17 protein-coding genes are annotated in these 21,882 nt (G+C 39.3%); 11 read left to right on the top strand and 6 right to left on the bottom strand.

Annotated features, from left to right (window positions below; all coding sequences use genetic code 11):
• Positions 1-66 precede the first annotated feature (66 nt).
• The 4 genes from ACJZU6_RS10720 to ACJZU6_RS10735 all read right to left on the bottom strand — a co-directional run bounded on the left by ACJZU6_RS10720 (position 67) and on the right by ACJZU6_RS10735 (position 7,004).
• On the bottom strand, positions 67-3,156 hold the full coding sequence (locus ACJZU6_RS10720) for an efflux RND transporter permease subunit (RefSeq protein WP_408900250.1): 3,090 nt from the start codon (positions 3,154-3,156) through the stop codon (positions 67-69).
• Complete coding sequence (locus ACJZU6_RS10725; RefSeq protein WP_408900251.1) at positions 3,156-4,250, bottom strand: efflux RND transporter periplasmic adaptor subunit; 1,095 nt, start codon at positions 4,248-4,250, stop codon at positions 3,156-3,158. The genes ACJZU6_RS10720 and ACJZU6_RS10725 overlap by 1 nt, the downstream gene beginning before the upstream one ends.
• A complete protein-coding gene (locus ACJZU6_RS10730) occupies positions 4,247-5,284 on the bottom strand; it encodes an efflux RND transporter periplasmic adaptor subunit (protein ID WP_080156691.1) in 1,038 nt (345 codons plus the stop codon). Before ACJZU6_RS10730 ends, ACJZU6_RS10725 begins: the two co-directional genes overlap by 4 nt.
• Positions 5,285-5,489: 205 nt before the next feature.
• Positions 5,490-7,004, bottom strand: coding sequence for a fumarate hydratase (locus ACJZU6_RS10735; protein ID WP_107275418.1), 1,515 nt, complete (start codon positions 7,002-7,004; stop codon positions 5,490-5,492).
• A gap of 28 nt (positions 7,005-7,032) precedes the next feature.
• Here ACJZU6_RS10735 and ACJZU6_RS10740 point away from each other — a divergent pair, with 28 nt between their 5' ends.
• From ACJZU6_RS10740 to ACJZU6_RS10765, 6 genes are all read left to right on the top strand, one after another.
• On the top strand, positions 7,033-7,188 hold the full coding sequence (locus tag ACJZU6_RS10740) for a hypothetical protein (RefSeq protein ID WP_158258902.1): 156 nt from the start codon (positions 7,033-7,035) through the stop codon (positions 7,186-7,188).
• Positions 7,178-8,566, top strand: coding sequence for an aminodeoxychorismate synthase component 1 (gene pabB, locus ACJZU6_RS10745; RefSeq protein ID WP_080156693.1), 1,389 nt, complete (start codon positions 7,178-7,180; stop codon positions 8,564-8,566). The genes ACJZU6_RS10740 and pabB overlap by 11 nt, the downstream gene beginning before the upstream one ends.
• A gap of 40 nt (positions 8,567-8,606) precedes the next feature.
• The gene (locus ACJZU6_RS10750; protein ID WP_080156694.1) at positions 8,607-9,215 is read left to right on the top strand and encodes a CoA pyrophosphatase; all 609 of its coding nucleotides are present in this window, start codon (positions 8,607-8,609) and stop codon (positions 9,213-9,215) included.
• Positions 9,216-9,395: 180 nt separating this feature from the next.
• Positions 9,396-10,649 carry an aromatic amino acid transport family protein gene (locus ACJZU6_RS10755; RefSeq protein ID WP_107275417.1) on the top strand — a complete coding sequence of 418 codons (1,254 nt, stop codon included), beginning with the start codon at positions 9,396-9,398 and terminating at the stop codon, positions 10,647-10,649.
• A gap of 242 nt (positions 10,650-10,891) precedes the next feature.
• Positions 10,892-12,253, top strand: coding sequence for an L-serine ammonia-lyase (locus tag ACJZU6_RS10760; protein ID WP_080156696.1), 1,362 nt, complete (start codon positions 10,892-10,894; stop codon positions 12,251-12,253).
• Between the two features lie 362 nt (positions 12,254-12,615).
• Entirely contained in the window at positions 12,616-13,500 is an 885-nt protein-coding gene (locus ACJZU6_RS10765; RefSeq protein ID WP_080156697.1) for an AraC family transcriptional regulator, read from the top strand.
• A gap of 114 nt (positions 13,501-13,614) precedes the next feature.
• Here ACJZU6_RS10765 and ACJZU6_RS10770 read toward each other — a convergent pair whose 3' ends face one another.
• On the bottom strand, positions 13,615-14,211 hold the full coding sequence (locus ACJZU6_RS10770) for an acetate uptake transporter (RefSeq protein ID WP_045035596.1): 597 nt from the start codon (positions 14,209-14,211) through the stop codon (positions 13,615-13,617).
• 513 nt (positions 14,212-14,724) lie between these two features.
• A complete protein-coding gene (locus ACJZU6_RS10775; protein WP_080156698.1) occupies positions 14,725-15,888 on the bottom strand; it encodes an iron-containing alcohol dehydrogenase in 1,164 nt (387 codons plus the stop codon).
• 332 nt (positions 15,889-16,220) lie between these two features.
• Between ACJZU6_RS10775 and ACJZU6_RS10780 the strand changes: the two genes are divergently transcribed.
• The 5 genes from ACJZU6_RS10780 to ACJZU6_RS10800 all read left to right on the top strand — a co-directional run bounded on the left by ACJZU6_RS10780 (position 16,221) and on the right by ACJZU6_RS10800 (position 21,820).
• Positions 16,221-17,174, top strand: coding sequence for a porin (locus tag ACJZU6_RS10780; RefSeq protein ID WP_408900252.1), 954 nt, complete (start codon positions 16,221-16,223; stop codon positions 17,172-17,174).
• Between the two features lie 167 nt (positions 17,175-17,341).
• On the top strand, positions 17,342-17,605 hold the full coding sequence (locus ACJZU6_RS10785) for a GrxA family glutaredoxin (RefSeq protein WP_045035599.1): 264 nt from the start codon (positions 17,342-17,344) through the stop codon (positions 17,603-17,605).
• 261 nt (positions 17,606-17,866) lie between these two features.
• Positions 17,867-19,549 carry an aspartate:alanine antiporter gene (locus ACJZU6_RS10790; RefSeq protein WP_080156700.1) on the top strand — a complete coding sequence of 561 codons (1,683 nt, stop codon included), beginning with the start codon at positions 17,867-17,869 and terminating at the stop codon, positions 19,547-19,549.
• 256 nt (positions 19,550-19,805) lie between these two features.
• Entirely contained in the window at positions 19,806-20,480 is a 675-nt protein-coding gene (locus tag ACJZU6_RS10795; RefSeq protein ID WP_080156701.1) for a response regulator, read from the top strand.
• On the top strand, positions 20,477-21,820 hold the full coding sequence (locus tag ACJZU6_RS10800; RefSeq protein ID WP_080156702.1) for an ATP-binding protein: 1,344 nt from the start codon (positions 20,477-20,479) through the stop codon (positions 21,818-21,820). Before ACJZU6_RS10795 ends, ACJZU6_RS10800 begins: the two co-directional genes overlap by 4 nt.
• Positions 21,821-21,882 lie beyond the last annotated feature (62 nt).

Genomic DNA, 21,882 nt, shown 5'->3' on the forward strand with positions numbered 1-21,882 from the left:
AAAAAGGCTTCCTATTACAGGAAGCCTTTTTAGTCTACATCATTATTATTTTAAGCTGCCTTTATTTTACACTACCGGCTGTGGTGTCGTTTGATCTACTGGTATTTTCAATTTATGAAATAAACGATATAACACAGGTACTACAATCAGTGTCAGCACTGTGGCAAAGCTCAACCCAAACATAATCGTCACCGCCATCGGCTTAAAGAAAACATCAGGTAGTAAGGGTAACATACCTAAAACAGTGGTTATCGCCGCCATACACACAGGGCGCACACGACTGACCGCCGCATCAACCACCGCAAGATATTTCTCTTTGCCACTGGCGATCTCTATTTCAATTTGATCTAACAATACGATGCCGTTTTTCACCAACATGCCAGAAAGGCTCAAAAAGCCAAGTAATGCCATAAAACCAAAAGGCGTATTCAGAAGCAGTAATCCTACCGTTACCCCAATAATCGCCAGTGGCACTGTTGCCCATACAATGAGAGCTTCTTTAACTTTATTAAATAAGAATATTGTAATTAAAAACATGGCTAAGTAACCCATTGGCATAGTTTGGAATAGTGACGCTTTCGCATCTGCAGATGATTCATACTCACCGCCCCACTCCAAGCTATAACCTGCGGGTAAATCAATGGCTTCAATAGCGGGTAAAATACGCGCTTGAACCGACGCTGCGGTTTCATCACCTAAAGGATCAGGGTCTGCCATAATGGTTAACATACGTTTTCTGTTTTTACGCACCACTAATGGATCTTCCCAGCGCACATTAACATCCAATACTACTTGCTGTAGTGGAATATAACCTTGAATCGCAGGGCTCCAAATCTTCATACCTTCAATTGTACTAATATCAACCCGCTCTTCTTCAGGTAACCGTGCCACGATTGGCATCAAGTTTGTCCCTTCACGGTATAAACCAATGTTAATTCCTGAAAATGCCATCTGTAGTAATTCATCAACATCTTTTTTAGTAATACCGTAACGTCTTGCTTGGCTTTCATTAAATACAGGTTCAATGACTTTCGTGCGCTCTCGCCAGTCATGACGAATGTTAAAAGCGCCAGGATCGGCATTCATTACATCAACAACTTGCGAGGCAATACCACGCAGAATTGTGGGATCAGAGCCCACAATACGGGCTTCAATTTTAGAACCTGATGATGGGCCAAGCATCACCTGTTTCAATTTATACTCAACCTCTGGATAATCCTTATTCATCGTTTGGCTAAATTTACGCATGACAGGAATTACATCGTCAAAACTATCAACTCGAACGATTAATTCACCGTATGAGGCATAGCTCTTTTCAGGCGCGTAAGTCAACATGAAACGCTGTGAGCCTTTACCCGCACTAGAACTAACATGCTGAACGCCTTGTTCTGTATTAACCACTTTTTCTAACGATTTTAAGGTGTCATTAGTGGCGCGAATATCCGTTCCTTCAGGTAACCAGACATCAACCATAAACATTGGCGTTGTTGAAGCAGGGAAGAATGATTGTTTCAATAACGTAAAGCCGTATAAGCTACCACCAAGCATCAGTACCAATGTCAGTACCGTTAGCCATGCACGACGCATACAAAACTCTAGTGACTTACGATATACCACAAAGAAAACACCGCTATAGGGATCTTTTTGATCTGCTCCTTGTTCAACTTTGACATTTTTAAAGAAAATATCAGCAAAGAAAGGTGTTAATGAAATAGCGGTAAACCAACTCAACATCAATGAAATCAGTAGCACTGTAAATAAAGTTCGACAATATTCACCCGTTGAATCTTGCGATAAACCAATAGGTGCAAAAGCCATTACCGCAATCACAGTTGCGCCCAGTAACGGCCACTTAGTTTGCGTGACAATATCTGAGGCTGCTTGCATTCGCGTACGCCCCTTTTGCATTCCGATCAGAATACCTTCAACTACCACAATAGCATTATCCACCAGCATACCCAGCGCGATAACCAATGCGCCTAATGATATACGTTGGAGATCTATTGCCATCCACTTCATAAACACAAAGGTACCAAGTACAGTTAATAGCAAAATAAGGCCAATTAACAATCCTGAGCGCAACCCCATAAAAAACAACAGTACAATAATAACAATCGCAACCGCTTGACCTAAGCTAACCACGAAACCACTGACTGATTTATCAACTTCTGTCGGCTGGCTATACACTTCATCAATATCAATACCAACAGGTTGTTGTTCTTTGAGTTCAGCTAATCGCTGCATTACACGTTGACCTACTTCAACAACGTTAACCCCTTCGACAAATGACACCCCCATATTAAGGGCTTGATGACCATTAAAGCTGACTAAGTTATCAGGGATCTCTTTAAAACCTTTTTTAATATCGGCCACATCTCGCAAATAAATTAGCCCGTCAGCCCCTTTATCGGTAATAATCAAATCACCTAATTCATCAACATTCTTAAACTCACCAGTTGGGTGAACACGAACATATTCATCACCAATACGCACCGCACCCGCACTCGTAACTAAATTTTGAGTCGCTAAAATGTTATAAATAGTATCAAGCGAAATACCTAAACTGCTTAAACGTTGCATCGATATTTCAATAAATACTTGTTCTTGCTGATTACCCGTTACAGAAACTTTACCGACACCATCGACCAGTTCAATTTCACGACGTAAATAATCAACATAATCACTTAGCTCTTTGTAGCTATAACCTTCACCAGTGATCGCCAATAAAATTCCAAATACATCACCAAAATCATCAATCACTTTTGGCTTTGCAACACCTGGAGGCAAATTCGATGAAATATCATTCACTTTACGCCGTAATTCATCCCAAATTTGTGGTAAATCATCAGGCCCATAATTGTTTTTCATGGTAACTGTGATCTGCGAAAGGCCTCGACTAGACAGTGAATTAACTTCATCAACATACGTCAGTTGTTGAATTGCTTTCTCTATTGGATAAGTCACTTCTTCTTCTACTTGTTGAGGTGTCGCCCCTGGATAAGCGGTCACAACCATCGCATCTTTAATCGTAAAAGCGGGATCTTCTAACTGACCAAGACCAAAGAAAGATACCGTTCCACCCACGAGAAAGATCAGTGTTAACATCCAACTAATCACTTTGTTTTTAATAAAATAAGTCGCGATATCTTGTTTCATTACAGTGCCTCCTCCTGAGTAAATACCACCACTTTTTGTCCATCCCTTAAGCGGTTAACGCCTGTAACTACGACCTTTTCTCCTTCCTTTACACCCGATTTTAATCGCACCCCTTCTGGAACAACTTTATCTGTGACAACTTGACGCTTTGACACTGTATTATCGGCCGCAAGTACCCATACATATTTATTAGATGGTGTAATGTCATCCCCATCCAAATTAAATAATGCCTCTAATGGCACAATTTGTTGCCCCACTGTATACACTTGTAACTTTTGAGCATCAGCTTCAACTTCAACCGACATACCATCTAAAATGAACTGATTTTTAGGCATTGGCATAGTTAAGGTAACCAAAAAAGAGCCTGACTCTGGATCAGGTTCAGTCGTAAACTCTTTTAATATCACCGCGTATTTTTCACCATTAGGTAAAATCGCCTTTGCCGTCGCACGTTGCCCTTTATCAACATCTAATATACTTTGCTTGGAATAAATCATATCAGGGGCCTGAATCTCAATATCAACAGAATCAGTACTATGAATATTCATAATTTGCTGACCGACTTTGACATTCTCAAATTGCTCAACCGGAACAATTGAAATGACGCCACTAAAAGGCGCTTTAAGCACGGTAAAACTTAATTTTAATTGGGCTAAATCAAGATTGGCTTTTGCAATACTTCGTTTGGCTTTTAACTCATCAAATTGAGATTGAGGTAAATAACCATTTTTTAATAATGTTGCTGAACGACGGTATTGGCTATTATTAACGTTGTATTTTGCCTGAGCATCATCAACTTCTAATTTAAAATCACTGGGATCTAATCGTGCTAATACTTGGCCTTTTTTCACCCTGTCACCTGAGCGTACTAATATCTGTGTCACTTCTCCCGCAATACGAAATGATAAAATAGATTTATCGGCGGCAGATGCTACTGCAGGGAAGGTTAATTTCGGTACTTGCTTACTTAATTTTACCTGTTGTACTTTCACTAAAGGCAGTTCTTCACGTGGCTCAACAGTCGGTTTATCACACCCGACAACGAGCAACGTAATACTGATTGATAGTACAGATAAACGGCAACATTTGATCATAGTCCTCGCTCCTTGATCCATGAGCGGACCTTTTGACCTGATTGCAATTCAGAGACACCCGATGTCGCTATAACATCACCATCATTCAATCCTGCAATAACACGGTTATTACTGTCTAATGTCACTTCTGTTCTGACAACTTGCTGCTTATCATCAACACGCCACACATAGTTTTTATTACCTTCAACTATGATTGCTCGCACCGGTATTGCACCCGCATTTCCTTGTGGTAATACAATTGTTACACTACCAGACATTCCCGGCATAATATTACTGCCTTCAGGTCGAGCCAGTGAAAGTGTTACTTTATAACTGGATGTTTTACTGTCAGGCTCTGTATCAATTTCTTTAAATTGGGCCGGAAAGGTTTGATTGGCTAAAGTATCGAACGCAACGGTAGGATCAATATTTTCAGCATTACCTTGAAACCGTGCTAAAAGGTAATCAGGAAGCTGAAATGTCATATTGATTAATTTGGCACTTTGAATATGCATAACCGGCTGTTTAGCAACAACATATTCATAGTTTTCAACCATGGACAAAGAAAGATGCCCATTATAAGGTGCAATTAGCTCAGCATAGCTTAAATTTGACTTTTCTTTATCTAACGCCGCTTTGGCCTGCTTTAGATTTGCTTTCGAAGTATCATAATCAAGTTCGGATACTACTTTTTTTTCACGCAGTTTTTTATCACGCTTAAATTGTACATTTGCTAAATCATATTTCGCTTGTGCTTGTTTTACCAACAGTGACAATTCATCGGTGTTTAATGAGGCAAGTGTCTGCCCTTTCGTCACAAACTGACCAGGATGTACGTCAACACTCGCAAGTTGGCCTGATACTCGAAAGGCTAAGACCGCTTTATCTCCAGCTTCAACAATCGCTGGAAACGCACGTTGTGATTCATTATCTCCAACGGAAACTGATTGTAATTTTACGGGGCGAGATTCAGGTTCAACAATTACTGCTTGATCATCCTTACACCCACTTAATGCTAAACATATAAACAATGCCGCAAAAAAGTGATATCTCATACTACTCTCCATGATGTCCCATACTGAATATTTGTTATTGTTAAAATATTGTATGAATAAAAGATATCTATGAATAATAGAAGTGGATAACCAAAAAATCTCTTTTCATTTATTAGAATAGCGTCAATATCACAATCTATGCTGATATAACAATGACAAAAAAAAGGAGCCCAAGGCTCCTTTTTTTAAATTATTTCTAAATGGCTTATTTTGCCATTTCAGCGATGTTCACACGCCATGTATCAGGACCTGTTTGATGAGCATTAACACCTTCAGCATCAACAGCAACGGTTACTGGCATATCTTCTACTTCAAATTCATAAATCGCTTCCATGCCTAAATCAGCAAAAGCGACCACTCGCGCTTTTTTGATGGCTTTGGCAACAAGGTATGCTGCGCCACCTACTGCCATCAAATAAACCGCTTTATGGTGTTTAATCGATTCAATCGTTGCAGGTCCACGTTCAGCTTTACCTATCATGCCCGTAAGGCCTGTTTCGCCCAGCATCATTTCAGTAAATTTATCCATACGGGTCGAGGTTGTCGGTCCAGCAGGTCCAACAACTTCATCACCAACGGCGTCAACAGGGCCAACATAGTAAATAAAACGATTAGTAAAATCGACCCCTTCAGGTAAGCCTTCACCATTAGCGAGCATTTCTTGAATACGCTTATGGGCAGCATCACGACCCGTAAGAATCTTACCTGATAACAGTACCGTTTCACCTGAACGCCATTCTTGTACATCAGCTTTGGTCACATTATCAAGGTTAACACGACGAACATTGTCACCAACGTCCCATGTTACTTGTGGCCAATCACTGAGTTTAGGTGGTGTTAACTCCGCAGGGCCAGAACCATCAAGCGTAAAATGCACGTGACGAGTTGCGGCACAATTAGGAATCATACATACAGGCTTAGAGGCTGCATGCGTTGGCGCACTTTTGATCTTAACATCAAGTACAGTGGTTAAACCGCCCAAGCCCTGTGCACCAATACCCAAACGATTGACACGATCATAGATATCTAACCGTAATGCTTCTTCTGTTGTTTTTGCGCCACGTTGTTGTAGCTCATGAATATCAACCGCTTCCATCAACGATTCTTTAGCAAGCACGGCCGCTTTTTCTGCGGTACCGCCAATACCAATACCTAACATACCTGGAGGACACCAACCCGCCCCCATTAGTGGTACTGTTTTTTCAACCCACTCAGCAACATCATCAGAAGGGTTCAGCATCACCATTTTAGTTTTATTTTCTGAACCACCACCTTTAGCCGCGATTTGAATCTCGACCTTATTACCAGCCACCATCTCAATATGTACCACAGCAGGTGCATTATCTTGAGTGTTCTTACGTGCACCCGCAGGATCAGCAACAACAGAAGCGCGTAATGGATTGTCTGAATTGGTGTAAGCTTGTCGCACCCCTTCATCCACCATTTGCTGCACAGTTAAATCACTGTCCCACTGCACATTCATGCCGATTTTTACAAAACAGGTAACAATGCCCGTATCTTGGCAAATAGGTCGACGGCCTTCTGCAGACATGCGGGAGTTAATTAAAATCTGGGCAATAGCGTCTTTTGCTGCTTGGCTTTGTTCTTTGTTGTACGCTTTTTCTAATGCTTTAATAAAATCTAAAGGATGGTAGTAAGAAATATATTGTAAAGCATCGGCCACGCTACTGATTACATCTTCTTTACGGATGATGGTCATAATTACCCTCGTTAAGTATTATCATTCCATGGCGCCCTATAAAATCTTCCAAATTGTAGGTATTAAACAACAAAATAGCGTTGCTCAATCTTGGGCGTCTTTCGCTGAATATGATACTCTTGCCCATAACATTGCGCTATGCGCCAATCAAACCCCTTGTCACAAAAAAGAAAATGATTTGTAAATCACACCCAGAATTAAGCATTATCTCATTGCCCTACTCAAAAGATGCCGCACTGTCATGGTTTACACCATTATCGGGATTACCTTGGGCAATGATATTACGTTCGGCAGCAGAAGCGCACCCAGATAATCGCTATGATATTTTAGTTGCTGATCCTTTAGCCACAATTGAATCACAATCTGATACAACTTATATTAAGTTTTCAAATGGTGACCAACGTAGCACAACTGACGATCCTTTTGCGGTCATCAATGCGCTACAACATGAGTTATTACCACCACTTAGCACAGAATTAGACTTACCATTTCTAGGTGGTGCATTAGGGTATTTCAGTTATGATTTAGGCCGCCGTGTAGAAAAAATGGCGACGACTGCAAACCATGATATTCACTTACCAGAAATGGCCGTTGGTATTTATGACTGGGCTCTCATTGTTGATCATAAATTACAGCAGACATGGCTTATTGAGCCTAAAAATAGCCACCGCTTGGTCTGGTTAAACCAACAACGAGAACAAGCAATAACACTACAATCTAATAACCAGAATAAGACATTCCAATTAACATCTTCTTGGTCATCTAATATGACTAAAGAGGATTACTGCAACAAATTTAACACCATACAATCTTATTTATTATCCGGTGATTGCTACCAAATTAACCTTGCTCAGCGATTTAAAGCCAGTTACCTAGGGGATGAGTGGCAAGCTTATTGTCGCTTAGACACCGCAAATGGTGCACCTTTTTCTAGTTTTATTCGTACCAATAATAGTGCGATTCTCTCTGTATCACCGGAGCGTTTTTTACAGTTAAAACAAGAAAATATTGAAACAAAACCGATTAAAGGCACACGCCCGAGAAGTAAAAACATCATAGAAGATAATGCCAACGCACAAGCACTTCAGTTGGCACCTAAAGATCGGGCTGAAAACGTAATGATCGTAGATTTATTACGTAATGATATTGGTCGTGTTGCAACACCTGGTAGTGTTCGTGTACCTGCTTTATTTGCCATTGAAAGCTTTCCAGCAGTACACCATTTAGTGAGTACCGTAACGGGTAAATTGGCCAGTCACTACTCAGCTACAGATTTATTACGAGCTTGTTTTCCTGGAGGATCGATAACAGGAGCACCAAAAATAAGAGCAATGGAGATCATTGAAGAATTGGAACCACATCGACGCAGCATTTATTGTGGCAGTATTGGCTATATCAGTCGTTGTGGCACCATGGACACCAATATTGCGATAAGAACGCTTGTGGCTTATCAACATAATTTATACGCATGGGCCGGCGGCGGTATCGTTGCTGACAGTGATGCCGAGAGTGAATACCAAGAAACTCTCGACAAATTAAGTAAAATTCTGCCAACCTTATAATAGCGCTAAATATAATAAAAAAAGTGTAATGGAGGCTTTAATGGGTGAACAGCAGCAGATTTTAACACGGTTTCTTATGGCACCAAGTCAACAGTATGACGCGAGCCATAAGCGTAGAATTGATCGTCATTTTAATGATGATACCTATTTCAAACCTGCTGCCGTTTTGATCCCATTAGTCCCTAGAGATCATGGCTTTAATGTGGTATTAACCCGTCGAGCTGAACATTTAAAGCACCACCCGGGACAAATAGCCTTCCCGGGTGGGCGTTTTGAAACCCAAGATAGCGATCTTATCACCACCGCATTACGTGAAACATTTGAAGAAACAGGCATTGTTTGCCAACGTAATAACGTTATCGGTCAATTAACACCCTTAGCGACGACCAGTGGCTATATAGTGACCCCCTTTATTTCAACGATCAGCAATGATTATAAACCTAAACCCGATCCCGGTGAGGTCGATGCCATCTTTGAAGTGCCACTCAATTACCTGCTTAATCCCAATAATATCCGCTCACACCAGTTTCGCCTTCGAGGTGAATCCCACCGTGTTTATGCCATTCCTTACCACAATTATTCCATCTGGGGCGCAACAGCACAGATGATTAAACTGTTATCCAACCAAATTTGGGAAGATAAAAAATAACCAAATAGACGTTTTATTTTAATCTTACAAGCCTATTTGTGTGATGTGGGTCTGATTTATTTGTATCACAAAAAGTTCGTATTACAGAACGAGATCTTTATCCTTGTTTTCCCCTCGTAAATAGCGACAATGCGCTCGTTCCTATATTCCGTTCCGTTCCCTTTTATTGGATATTACAGTATGCAAAACACATCGACAGCGTCAGCAACAAGTACGACAAAAACCAGATGGACCTACAAAGATTTCACTTGGGCTCTTTCTCTGTTTGGTACTGCAGTAGGTGCCGGTGTTCTATTCTTACCCATTAAAGCGGGTGCGGGCGGTTTCTGGCCATTAGTTATTTTGGCTCTTATTGCAGCACCAATGACATGGTTTGCACATAAAGGTCTAGCTCGTTTTGTACTATCGTCTAAAAATCCTAATGCAGATATCACTGATACTGTAGAAGAGCATTATGGTAAAACAGGTGCTAACTTAATTACCTTCGCTTACTTCTTTGCTATCTACCCTATCGTATTAATTTACGGCGTTGGTATTACAAACACTGTTGATTCATTCATGGTTAACCAACTTGGTATGGAATCAGCACCTCGCTGGCTACTATCTGGCGTATTAATTTCACTAATGACTGCGGGTGTAGTCTTTGGTAAAGAACTGATGTTGAAAGCGACATCAGCAATGGTTTACCCATTAGTTGTTATTCTGTTGATTCTTTCTGTATACCTAATCCCTGACTGGAACATGTCAATGGTACAAACAGAAGCAGATTGGTCAGCAATGCCAACAATTATCTGGCTTGCAATTCCAATTATCGTATTCTCATTTAACCACAGCCCAATTATCAGCCAGTTTGCAAAAGAGCAACGTCGTACTTACGGTGATGAAGCCGTTAAGAAAACGGACATGATCACTGGCGGCGCGGCAATGATGCTAATGGGCTTTGTTATGTTCTTCGTATTCTCAGTTGTGCTTTCAATGACACCTGAGCAACTAAACATGGCAAAAGAGCAAAATATTTCAGTATTGTCATACTTAGCTAACGTAAAAGATTCACCAGCAATCTCTTACTTAGGTCCACTAGTTGCATTTGCAGCGATCACATCAAGCTACTTCGGTCACTTCCTTGGTGCACACGAAGGTCTAGTTGGCTTGACTAAGTCTCGCTCTAACATGCCAGTGGCTAAAATTGAAAAGATCTCATTAGCTTTCATTGTAATTACAACCTGGATTGTCGCTATCATTAACCCAAGTATTCTAGGTATGATTGAAACAATGGGTGCACCAATGATTGCCGGTATCTTATTCCTACTGCCAGTTATTGCGATGCAAACAGTACCAGCAATGGCTAAGTACAAAACATCATTATTTGCTCGTATCTTCACAGTTTTATGTGGTATCGCAGCAATCACTTCTGTTATTTACGGTGCATTTTAATTTAACTATTAAAAATGTACTGATTACGAATAATTAATCGTATAAAAGCAAAAATATGTGCTAGTACTCATGGTGTTTACTAGCACAAATAACGTAAAATAGACGATACTTAAGAGTAAATATGCTTTAAGCATTTTACTCTTTTAGTTTAAGTGCGCTCGCCAAGGAAGGAGCGAGGATATCAACGAATAACAGTCTTTACAGGAGGCAAGAACCGCTTCCCCTATGACTGAGGTAATAACATGATCAGTATTTTCGATATATTCAAGATTGGTGTAGGCCCTTCCAGTTCTCACACTGTTGGCCCAATGAAAGCAGGTAAAGAGTTCATCGACGACTTACGTGCGTTAGGCCAATTACGTGACGTGACAAAAATTACCGTTGATGTTTACGGCTCTTTATCGCTTACAGGTAAAGGTCATCACACTGATATCGCTATCATTATGGGTCTTGCTGGTAATTCACCTGAACATGTTGATATTGATAGCATTCCTGGCTTTATCTCCCGCGTAGAAGAAACAGAACGTCTTCCAGTTGGTATGCATTGCCACACTGTTGATTTTCCACGCGATGGCGGTATGAATTTCCATACAACTAACCTTTCTCTTCATGAAAACGGTATGTCAATCCACGCTTGGATTGGTGATGACGTTGTTTTCTCTAAAACGTACTACTCAATCGGTGGTGGGTTTATTGTTGATGAAGAAAACTTTGGTAAAGAACAAACAAATACTGTTGAAGTTCCCTACCCTTTCTCTTATGCATCTGAATTGCTAGAGCAGTGTAGTGAACATGGCCTTTCTGTTAGTTCACTAGTAATGGCTAACGAACGCGCGATGAATGCAGAAGATGAAATTAGCACATACTTCGCGAACATCTGGAAAACCATGCGTGAATGTATGGAACGTGGTATGAATGAAGAAGGCATTCTTCCTGGGCCACTACGTGTTCCTCGTCGTGCAGCAGCATTACGTCAACAACTGATTACCACAGAAAAGCTAAGCAATGACCCAATGACAGTCGTTGACTGGGTTAACATGTATGCGTTCGCTGTTAATGAAGAAAATGCAGCCGGTGGTCGAGTAGTGACAGCACCAACTAATGGCGCTTGTGGCATTATTCCTGCCGTATTAGCTTACTACGACAAATTTGTACAATCTGTTGGACCAAAAGAATACACTCGTTACTTCGCAGCATCTGGTGCTATCGGTGGTCTATATAAGCGTAATGCTTCTATTTCTGGCGCTGAAGTAGGCTGTCAAGGTGAAGTAGGCGTTGCATGCTCAATGGCTGCAGCAGGTCTAGCTGAATTGATGGGGGGAAGCCCTGAGCAAGTTTGTATGGCGGCAGAGATCGCAATGGAGCATAACTTAGGTTTAACATGTGATCCAGTTGCAGGACAAGTACAAGTTCCTTGTATTGAACGTAACGGTATTGCAGCAGTAAAAGCAATCAATGCAACCCGTATGGCGCTTCGTCGTTCATCAGCACCACGTGTATCACTTGATAAAGTTATTGAAACGATGCTTGAAACAGGCAAAGACATGAATGCTAAATATCGTGAAACATCACAAGGTGGCTTGGCGATTAAAGTCATTTGCTAATATAAAATGAACATTTAACGCAATTAACTAAAAAAACTATCTTCGGATAGTTTTTTTGTTTTACACTCAAATTACTACATAAAAACCACAATCATATTCAACTTGATTCATTATTAATCACCTTGCAATAGCATTGCGTTAAGATATTAAGTCACATCGTATCAATATAACCATTAGCACTGCTCATTGCTTCTTATATCATCAATTGTGTCTATTCTTTCTTTTCTTTTAGTCCTATACTCAGTTAAATATACTCATTATCATTAATGTAGTGTAAGCATGGATGCGTATATCGCCCTTACATCATTGATGTACGATATGTAATGAAGGATTTATTCCCTTTATAGAGAAGCAATATTGCTATGAAATATAAGCGTATCCTCTCGCAGAGCCATGTCGTTCTGAAAGAGTTTTATGTCGATCATCATTTAATTGTGAAGTTATCTAATGCAGAAGGTAATATTCACATTAATGGTAATGTTATAGATGTAAAAAATAATAGCATTTTAGTTATACCTAAATTTAGTCATATTTCTTGTTCAATTAATCAATTAAATAACCAAGAAAACATTGAACTACAAATTTTAATGATCAATGAAGAATCCATTACGGAAGCATTTAAATATATAAGTGCTCTTAAGCAACCAGCCTTAGCAACTTCAAATTGCTCACCTATTTATCTTATTGATTCATCAGAAATTGTTGAGCAAAATTTCGCATTATTTAATCAACTATTGCCTAGCATTAGTGGATCAACAATGGAGCAAACTTTGCTGAGCCAATGCTTAGTATTCCTTTTGATTGCACTTAATAATACTGGAATTGATGTTTTTAATGTTTATCGCTTTAATTATGACGAACCTAAAGAACGTACAATTGCACGGCTAATTACTCAAGATCCTCAACGCAAATGGAGTGTTGATGATATGGCAAAGGCCCTCTTTACAACGCAATCTACTTTACGTCGTCATTTAGCAAAAGAAGGTGTCTCATTTAGCCAGCTATTACTGGATGTTCGAATGGGGCTTGCACTTAATTTTCTAACCTTTTCCAATTACTCTATATCACAAATCGGTAATCGGTCTGGGTTTGGTAGTGCCGCGTATTTTTGTGATGCGTTTAAACGTAAATATAATGTAACACCGTCACAATTTAGAACTAGCTCAAGAAAAGAAAATGATATGGATACTGATGGTTGTTTTACCTGTAAAGATCACACTGAATATCTACCAGAAGTTTGTCATTAGCAATAGCCGTTCACTAAAAAACCTCGTCAATGCGAGGTTTTTTTATATGTCGTAAAAAGCAGATATAAAAAAGCCCCACTTAATAAAGTAGGGCTAATTTCAAATTATAACACGTTACGCTACAGCGTTAGCTTGTTGTAATTCGCGATCTTTAGGTGCAACACCTACAGGTAGAATCACACGACCGTACTCTGCATTTAATACTTGTGCCATTGCAAAATAGATAGCACTTAAACCACAGAAGATACCTTCAATACCTGCAATAAAGCCAATCGTTTCGTTACCCGTAAAATCACGCGCCGCAAGCAAGAAGAATAGAATCGTTAGAGAACCGAAAACAACTTGCTTTGCTGGTGGGTAACGTAAAGAACCAACATACATAAATGCTGTAAACACACCCCATAGTAGTAAGTACCATGCCATAAACGGTGCAGGGCTTGCCGCAAAGCCAAGTTTTGGCAAGATTAGTAAACCAACCAATGATAACCAAAATAAGCCGTAAGAAGTAAATGCTGTGGTACCAAAAGTATCACCACGCTTAAAGCACATCATACCAACAAGAACTTGCCCTAAACCGCCATAGAAAATACCCATAGCTAGAATCATCGAGTCTAGAGGAAAAAATCCAGCATTATGAATATTCAGTACAATGGTCGTCATACCAAAGCCCATTAGACCTAATGGTGCTGGATTAGCAAGTTTTGTAGACATTTTTTTCCCCTACAGGATTTACAACAAAAATAATAAAAATTAAAAATATGTGCGCATATTTATGCGCGGAGGATCTTAATGTAAGCCGAGAAACAGATCAATGCTTATATCACTAAAACCAGCATCTAAATTAAAAAATCCCATTAAGGCATTAAAAGAACAACTCTGTATTATGACACTGAACGCTTAATTTTATTTGCTCTATTAAAATCACAATTTTGTTGCCTTTTTATTTATAAACCAGAAACCAAAATCACTCAACACATTGATTTTAAACGTTTAATTTTATATATTATTTAAGTGGTTAAATTACCACCCTCTTTTTGTTATTAACTTTATTTGATAATTTAAAATTAAAACACAACAAACACCCCTAAAAAATCGATTTTTCTAAAAATTAGAGCTAAAAAAAAGCGACCTAAGTCACTTTTTTATATAAAACAAACAAAATTCAATATAATCATAAATACATTGTATCAGGACTATTTTCACTTATAACTGTGGTTACGCCATTTAAGCATGACAATCATTGTGACAAACTTGCCTCAAAATTGTAATTAATCGCTGTTGATTTAATGGTAACGGGTTACCTTTAATAGCACAGGTACGTAATGCATCTTCTGCAACCTCTTCAAACATAGTATTACATAGCCCATAATCAGATAACGACGGTAACTGTAGTTTTGTTAGCATGCTATCAACCCATTGCACACTATCTTCAATCTTAGCCTCATTATTTAATGTCAATATAACCGCTAATTTACGATAACGAGCCAGAACATCACTACGACCAAGTTCCATTGCAACAGAGATATTTTCAGTCATTACATAAGGCGATAAACGTGCAGTGATCAAACCATGGGGAGCATTTAACCGGCCACTTAATGCAGATGCTAATCCATGTGCTGCTCCTAACTTAGCATTTGACCGCGCCATACCACCAAGCATTGCAGCAAAAGCCATGTTACTTCGTGAAGGATAATGATCATCTTTACACGCTGGCAATATTGACATTGCAATACGCTTTAATCCTTCCTCGCAAATCATGTCGGTCAACGGATTCGGTTCGCCACACACGTATGCTTCCATTAAATGGGTAAAGGCATCCAAACCACAATATCCAGATAGCACCGCATCCATACCATAGGTTAAAGTTGGATCAATAATGGCTAAATCAGGAAACAACTCTACATTACTTAAATTAACTTTTACTTGTTCTTGTGCAGATTGTAAGACAGCACTTTTACTGACTTCAGCGCCAGTGCCAGCAGTCGTAGGAATAGCGATAAATGGTAATGATTTAACTTGTAATGGAACATTGCGCCCGACAACATCGACATAATCATAAACGCTGCCTTGGTTAGGAATTAAAGCCGCGAGAGATTTAGCAACATCAAGTACGCTCCCCCCTCCAATACCAATCACCATATCAGGACAGAAAGTCCGCCCCATTGCCGCTAACTCTTCCATCATTGCGATTAAAGGCTCACCTTTGATAACTAACCGCTGATAACGCATATTCTGTTGTTTAAAATAGTGTTCCAATTGTAATGATCGTTGCTGATCTTGCCCTGTCACTAATAGCACACTGTAACCAAATTGATTAAGCAGCGATAAAGAATCATGCAGAGCACCTTCACCAAAAACAATCCGTGTTGAAGTCATAAACTGAAACATAGTTATTTATCCTGTTCTAAATAATGTTTATGCCATAGAAACCTCGTATTTGACCTTCGCTGCATCTTTACCAAGGTTCGCTGATTTATAAGCTGTCTAAAATTAGATTCTGTTAGATTGCTTAACTCTATATTGATAACAAACAAGTTTTTATCTATTTCAATGGCTATCGCCCCAAGATCAATACTGACTCACACTTAATGTTGATCACCACAATAAAACACGTGTCCTAAAAGTGACTTCTCATCGTAATAGAAGCGTAATAGTACATCGTTAGTCTGCGTAGAGTTCAAAGGCAATGAAGCCGTATAATAATCTATGAGGAATGAACCATGAAAAATGCAGCAGTGGTCGCCGCTATTTTTACAAGTCTATTTACCGGAACAACAACCGCCGCCACCATCTATGATAATAACGACACCAATATTGAACTTGGGGGTAGAGCTGAACCCCGCTTTAATCTTTCTAAAGAAAATAAAGGTGATAATAATGACGACAATGAATTTAAAGATAAAAGCCGGGCGCGTTTAGCATTAAAAGGCGAATCAGTTATTAATGAGCAATTCGCAGTCTTTGGTAAATATGAAGTTGAAATTTCAGATAATAACAACAGTACTGTAGATACTCGTTATCTTTATGCTGGTCTCGATACTGCGGTTGGTACGATTTCTTACGGTAAACAGGATTCAGCACAAGTTATGCTGACCGATTACACCGATATCTTATCGACTTTTGGCGGAGATGCCGTTGACCTTGTTGCTGGTAATAAAGACAAACGAGAAAACAATTTTTTATACATTGGTGAATTTAATAATATTGCAGTTGCCACTAACTACATCGCTGAAAATAATAACAACCTAAAAGACAGCGATAGCTATGGTATCGCAGCACAATATCAGTTCCCATTTGGATTAAATGTGGGTGCAGGTTACGTTAATGGTAATGATGGCGCTAATATTGATGCTCGCCAATTTAACCTTGCTATGAGTTACCAACTCAATAACATTTATGCTGCCGCAACTTACGCTAATGGTAAACATGGTGATGCTGATTTAAGTGGTTATGAGTTAGCAGCCGCTTACACCTTTGATCAGTTTACGGCGCGAGGTGTTTATAACTTTCAGCAATCAGAACAGAATAATACCACTACCGATGAAGTAGATTACTTTGCTCTAGAAGGTCTATATAAGTTCAACAAATCGCTACGCACTTATATTGGTTATAAATTCCAACAACTCGATACAAAAGATGATGAATTACAAGCAGGTATTCGCTACGATTTCTAAATAAACCACAATATTAAAGCCAGACTCAGTGTTTGGCTTTTTGTTGTTGGATATTGTTTTTATTTATGGTTGCTATATCGCTTTTATCTATTGGTTTAACAGAAAAAACCCGCTTTCGCTATTGCCTTCTCCGCGTTATAGTAATAACAAATTATGAGGAGAAATTTATGTTCGTTGTTATTTTTGGTCGTCCAGGTTGCCCATTTTGTGTTCGTGCAAAAGAATTAGCAGAAAAAATCAAAGAAGAGCGCGACGATTTTAACTTCCGCTACGTTGATATCCACGCAGAAGGGATCAGTAAAGCGGATCTAGAAAAAACTGTTGGTAAACCCGTTGAAACGGTACCTCAAATTTTTGTTGATCAAGATCACATTGGTGGTTGCACTGAATTTGAAGCTTATGCAAAAGAACATAACCTTCTTTATAAATAAGCCTCAAGCTTGATTAATCGAAAGGCTGACAATATCAGCCTTTTTTTATCATTCCGCTATTATTATTCATCATTAAAACACTATTTTTTAACGTATGCCGCTCCTTTAAAAAGCTCGCTGAAATAAAAGCACCCATTATTTTGAAGAGTTGGTTTATAAAATGGATTTTCACCATTTATTTATAATATAAACTATAACCTCTGTTCAAAATCAGCTAGAATTTACCTCACTTTTATCTTTCCATTATTTCGGAAATCCGTCGTGAACATTGATGTAGCCGCTCTTCTACACCAAAATGATATTTTATTGCTATTTGTAGTCCTTGCTGTTGGTTTAAGTCTCGGTAAAATTCGTTTTGCCAAGATGACACTAGGTAACTCTATTGGCGTTCTACTTACTGCTTTATTATTTGGTAATGCGGGTTTTACGTTTGACACAGATGCACTAAATATTGGCTTTATGCTGTTTATTTTCTGCGTTGGTATAGAAGCTGGACCAAACTTTTTTGGCATCTTCTTCCGCGACGGTAAACACTATTTATTACTCGCATTAGTCGTCCTACTCTCATCGATTGCTATCACCATGACCATGGCGCGTTATTTACACATGGATATCGGTTTAGCAACGGGTTTAATGGCCGGCTCACTTACAGCAACACCTGTCCTTGTGGGTGCAAAAGATGCACTGAATACAGGTCTGGCGGGTATTACCGATCCTGCAGTCATTAAACAATTAAGCGAAAGTTTAAGTGTTGGCTACGCCATGTCTTATCTTGTCGGCTTAGTTAGCTTAATTTTCCTTGCTAAATTAATGCCTAAATTGCAAAAACAAAACCTTGCCGAGTCATCGCAACAAATTGCACGTGAACGCGGTATTGGTGAAGTTGCGCAGCGTAAAGTGTATTTACCGATTATTCGCGCTTACCGTGCGGGTCCTGAACTGATTAACTGGATCGATGGCCGTAACTTACGTGAATTGGGTATTTACCGCCAAACGGGCTGTTATATTGAACGCGTGCGTCGTAATGGTATTTTAGCAAATCCTGATGGTGACGCTATTTTACAAGAAGGCGATGAAATCGCACTTGTAGGTTACCCTGATAGCCATGCCCGGCTTGATCCTAGTTTCCGTAACGGTAAAGAAGTTTTTGACCGCGACTTACTCGATCTTCGTATTGTTGAAGAAGAAATTGTAGTTAAAAATGACGGTATAGCTGGTAAGCGTTTATCAGAATTAAACTTATCTGAATATGGCTGTTTCTTGAACCGCGTAGTTCGAGCACAAATTGAAATGCCAATGGACCATAATATCCTATTAAATAAAGGGGATATTCTACAAGTCAGCGGCGAGAAAAGTCGTGTTTTAGGGCTAGCTGAACGTATTGGCTTTATCTCTATTCACAGCCAAATTGCAGATCTTCTCGCGTTCTGTTGCTTCTTTATTATTGGCCTATTAATGGGCTTAGTAACCATGAAGTTTGGTCATGTTGCTTTTGGTTTAGGCAGTGCAGCGGGCTTATTGATTGCAGGTATTACGTTAGGTTTCTTACGTGCCAACCACCCAACTTTTGGCTATGTCCCACAAGGGGCGCTAAATATGGCGAAAGATTTAGGTCTGATGGTGTTTATGGTAGGTATAGGTTTAAGCGCGGGTTCTAACCTTTTTGCTTCTATCGGACATATTGGTTTAACCGTCTTTGTTACCAGCCTAATGGTCAGTGTTATTCCTGTCGTGTTAGCGTATTTATTTGGTGCTTATGTACTAAAAATGAACCGCGCATTATTGTTTGGTGCCATTATTGGTGCGCGTACTTGTGCGCCAGCTATGGACATGATCAATGAGCATGCTCGTAGTACGATTCCAGCTTTAGGTTATGCTGGAACCTACGCGATTGCTAACGTATTACTTACCATCGCAGGTACGCTGATCTTTATCTTCCAATAATAATGATCAGACAATCTTGATAGCGGGCGGGCTTATTAGTTCACTGATGAGTCAGCCCCTATTCAGTCAAATTATCTACACTAAATACGCACATTAAACTGTAACTAGCCTAACGTTAATTCTATCTTTTATCATACTATTTACGCTAGTTTGCATACCCTTTCATGACGTTATGGTAACAATAACTGATGCACTTTATTAGTTGATACTTTACCATAGCTTATCAATACCATTTGTTATCTCTGGTGCCCAAACCATGCGTATTCTTATTGTCGAAGACGATGCTATTCTTAGCCATCACCTAAAATCGCAACTAAGCGAACTAGGAAACCAAGTTCAATGTGCTAACACTGCCGAAGAAGGGCTGTTTTTTGCACAGAACTATCCCAATGATATTGTTATTGTCGATATCGGTTTACCTGATAGAGATGGAATCAGTTTAATTAAAGACATGCGTAAGAAAGGTCTACGATTGCCCATCATGATCTTAACTGCACGTTCAAACTGGCAAGATAAAGTAACGGGGCTTGAAGCAGGTGCTGATGACTACCTTGTTAAGCCATTTCAAAAAGAAGAAATGGTTGCTCGCCTTAGTGCCCTGGTTCGTCGCAGTGCTGGCTTTGTTAAACCAGAAATGACCGCGGGTGATATTCGTGTCGATTTGCTCGCAAAACAAGTTTATGTTTGCGACGAACTGCTTGAACTCACTGCATTTGAATATGATTTATTAGAGTATTTAATGCGCCATAGCCGCCAAGTGGTCTCAAAACAACGCTTACTTGATGTGCTATATGAAGACCAAGAAGGTGATCCAAATACCATTGAAGTAATGATCAGTCGCCTGCGCAAAAAATTCACTAAAACAGGACAAAATAACCCTATCTCTACCATTCGTGGTCAAGGGTATATTTTTGAAATCAGTGCTCAATGAAGCGATTTTTCCAGCCTCGATTAAGACAACGAGTATTGATTACTTCCGTCGCTATTATTGCTTTAGTGACGTCGGCACTAGCTGCGGTTATCAATAAACTTTACTCTCAAAGTTATATGGCATCATATTCCTCAGAACTTGTTGCTCAAATGCCAATGGTAGTAGCCCAACTTAATCGAGCTGGATTAATTAAAGATGTTGATAAATGGATAGATTCTCTCGATCCTTCTGATACTGATTATATTGCTGTTGTCTGTGATCAAAGTGATAAAACAACTTGGGTTTCAAATCAATCATCAAAAGCCAATTTACATGATGTTTGTCGATATTTACCAGAAAATATTTCGACACCAACATTGATTAAAATGAAGAATCATCAAGATTATATTGCTTATAATCTTACTCGTAATCAAGAAGATGGCACCATTTATCAATTAGTGGTTTTGCGTTCTGCTGATGCTTACGAATATTCCTTATCACAACTGCATAAACGTACGGCTTTCTATTTAGGGTTGTTTGTTTTAATTGCAGTTGCCTTCCTTATCGCAGCTTTTCATTGGGGATTTCAACCGCTACGGAAACTAGCCTCTCAGTTAGATCAAATGACAGAAGCGAAGCGAGAAAAACTTGATGATGATTATCCAATGGAGTTACAAGAAGTCACCATGGCGGTTAATCGACTTAGCCGCATCAGTAACGATCAGCAAGGACGTTATCGTCACGCAATGGATGATCTTGCCCATAGTTTAAAAACACGTTTAGCTGCGACTAATGCCCTGCTTGATGATTCATCTTTAGATCGCCGCGAACTTAATCAGCGTATCATGGAACAAATCAGCCAAATGGATGATTTGGTACAATATCAACTCAAACGTGCCATGGTAGGTCAACAAGGGTTACAAAAAAGTAATGTCGAGCTTAAACCTATCGTCGTTAGTCTTAATCGAATGTTAAATAAGATTTATGCCGATAAATACGCGACGTTGCATTATCACTTCGATGACGACTTAAAATTACCCATTAATAAAGATGATTTAATGGAATTATTTGGCAATATGCTAGAAAACAGTTTTCGTTTTTGCATTAGCCAAGTGAAATTATCCGTTACTGAAAATAGTGATTCCTTCATTATTATCATTGAAGATGATGGCCCAGGTGTTAAGCCTAGCTTACGTGAAGCTATTTTCCAACGTGGAGTACGTGCAGATCAACTCAATCCGGGACAAGGTATTGGTCTCTCTGTTTGCAATGAAATCATTGATAGCTACCAAGGTAAGATTCATGTTGAAGACTCTGAACTTGAAGGTGCCGCTTTCATTATCGAACTACCAAAAAGCTAATGATTAATCGTTTTCTCTGATTTATTAGCCAGCACTTTTATGCTGGCTTTTTAATACCTGAA

It is taken from the genome of Photobacterium piscicola (assembly GCF_046058925.1).
GTDB lineage: Bacteria > Pseudomonadota > Gammaproteobacteria > Enterobacterales > Vibrionaceae > Photobacterium > Photobacterium piscicola.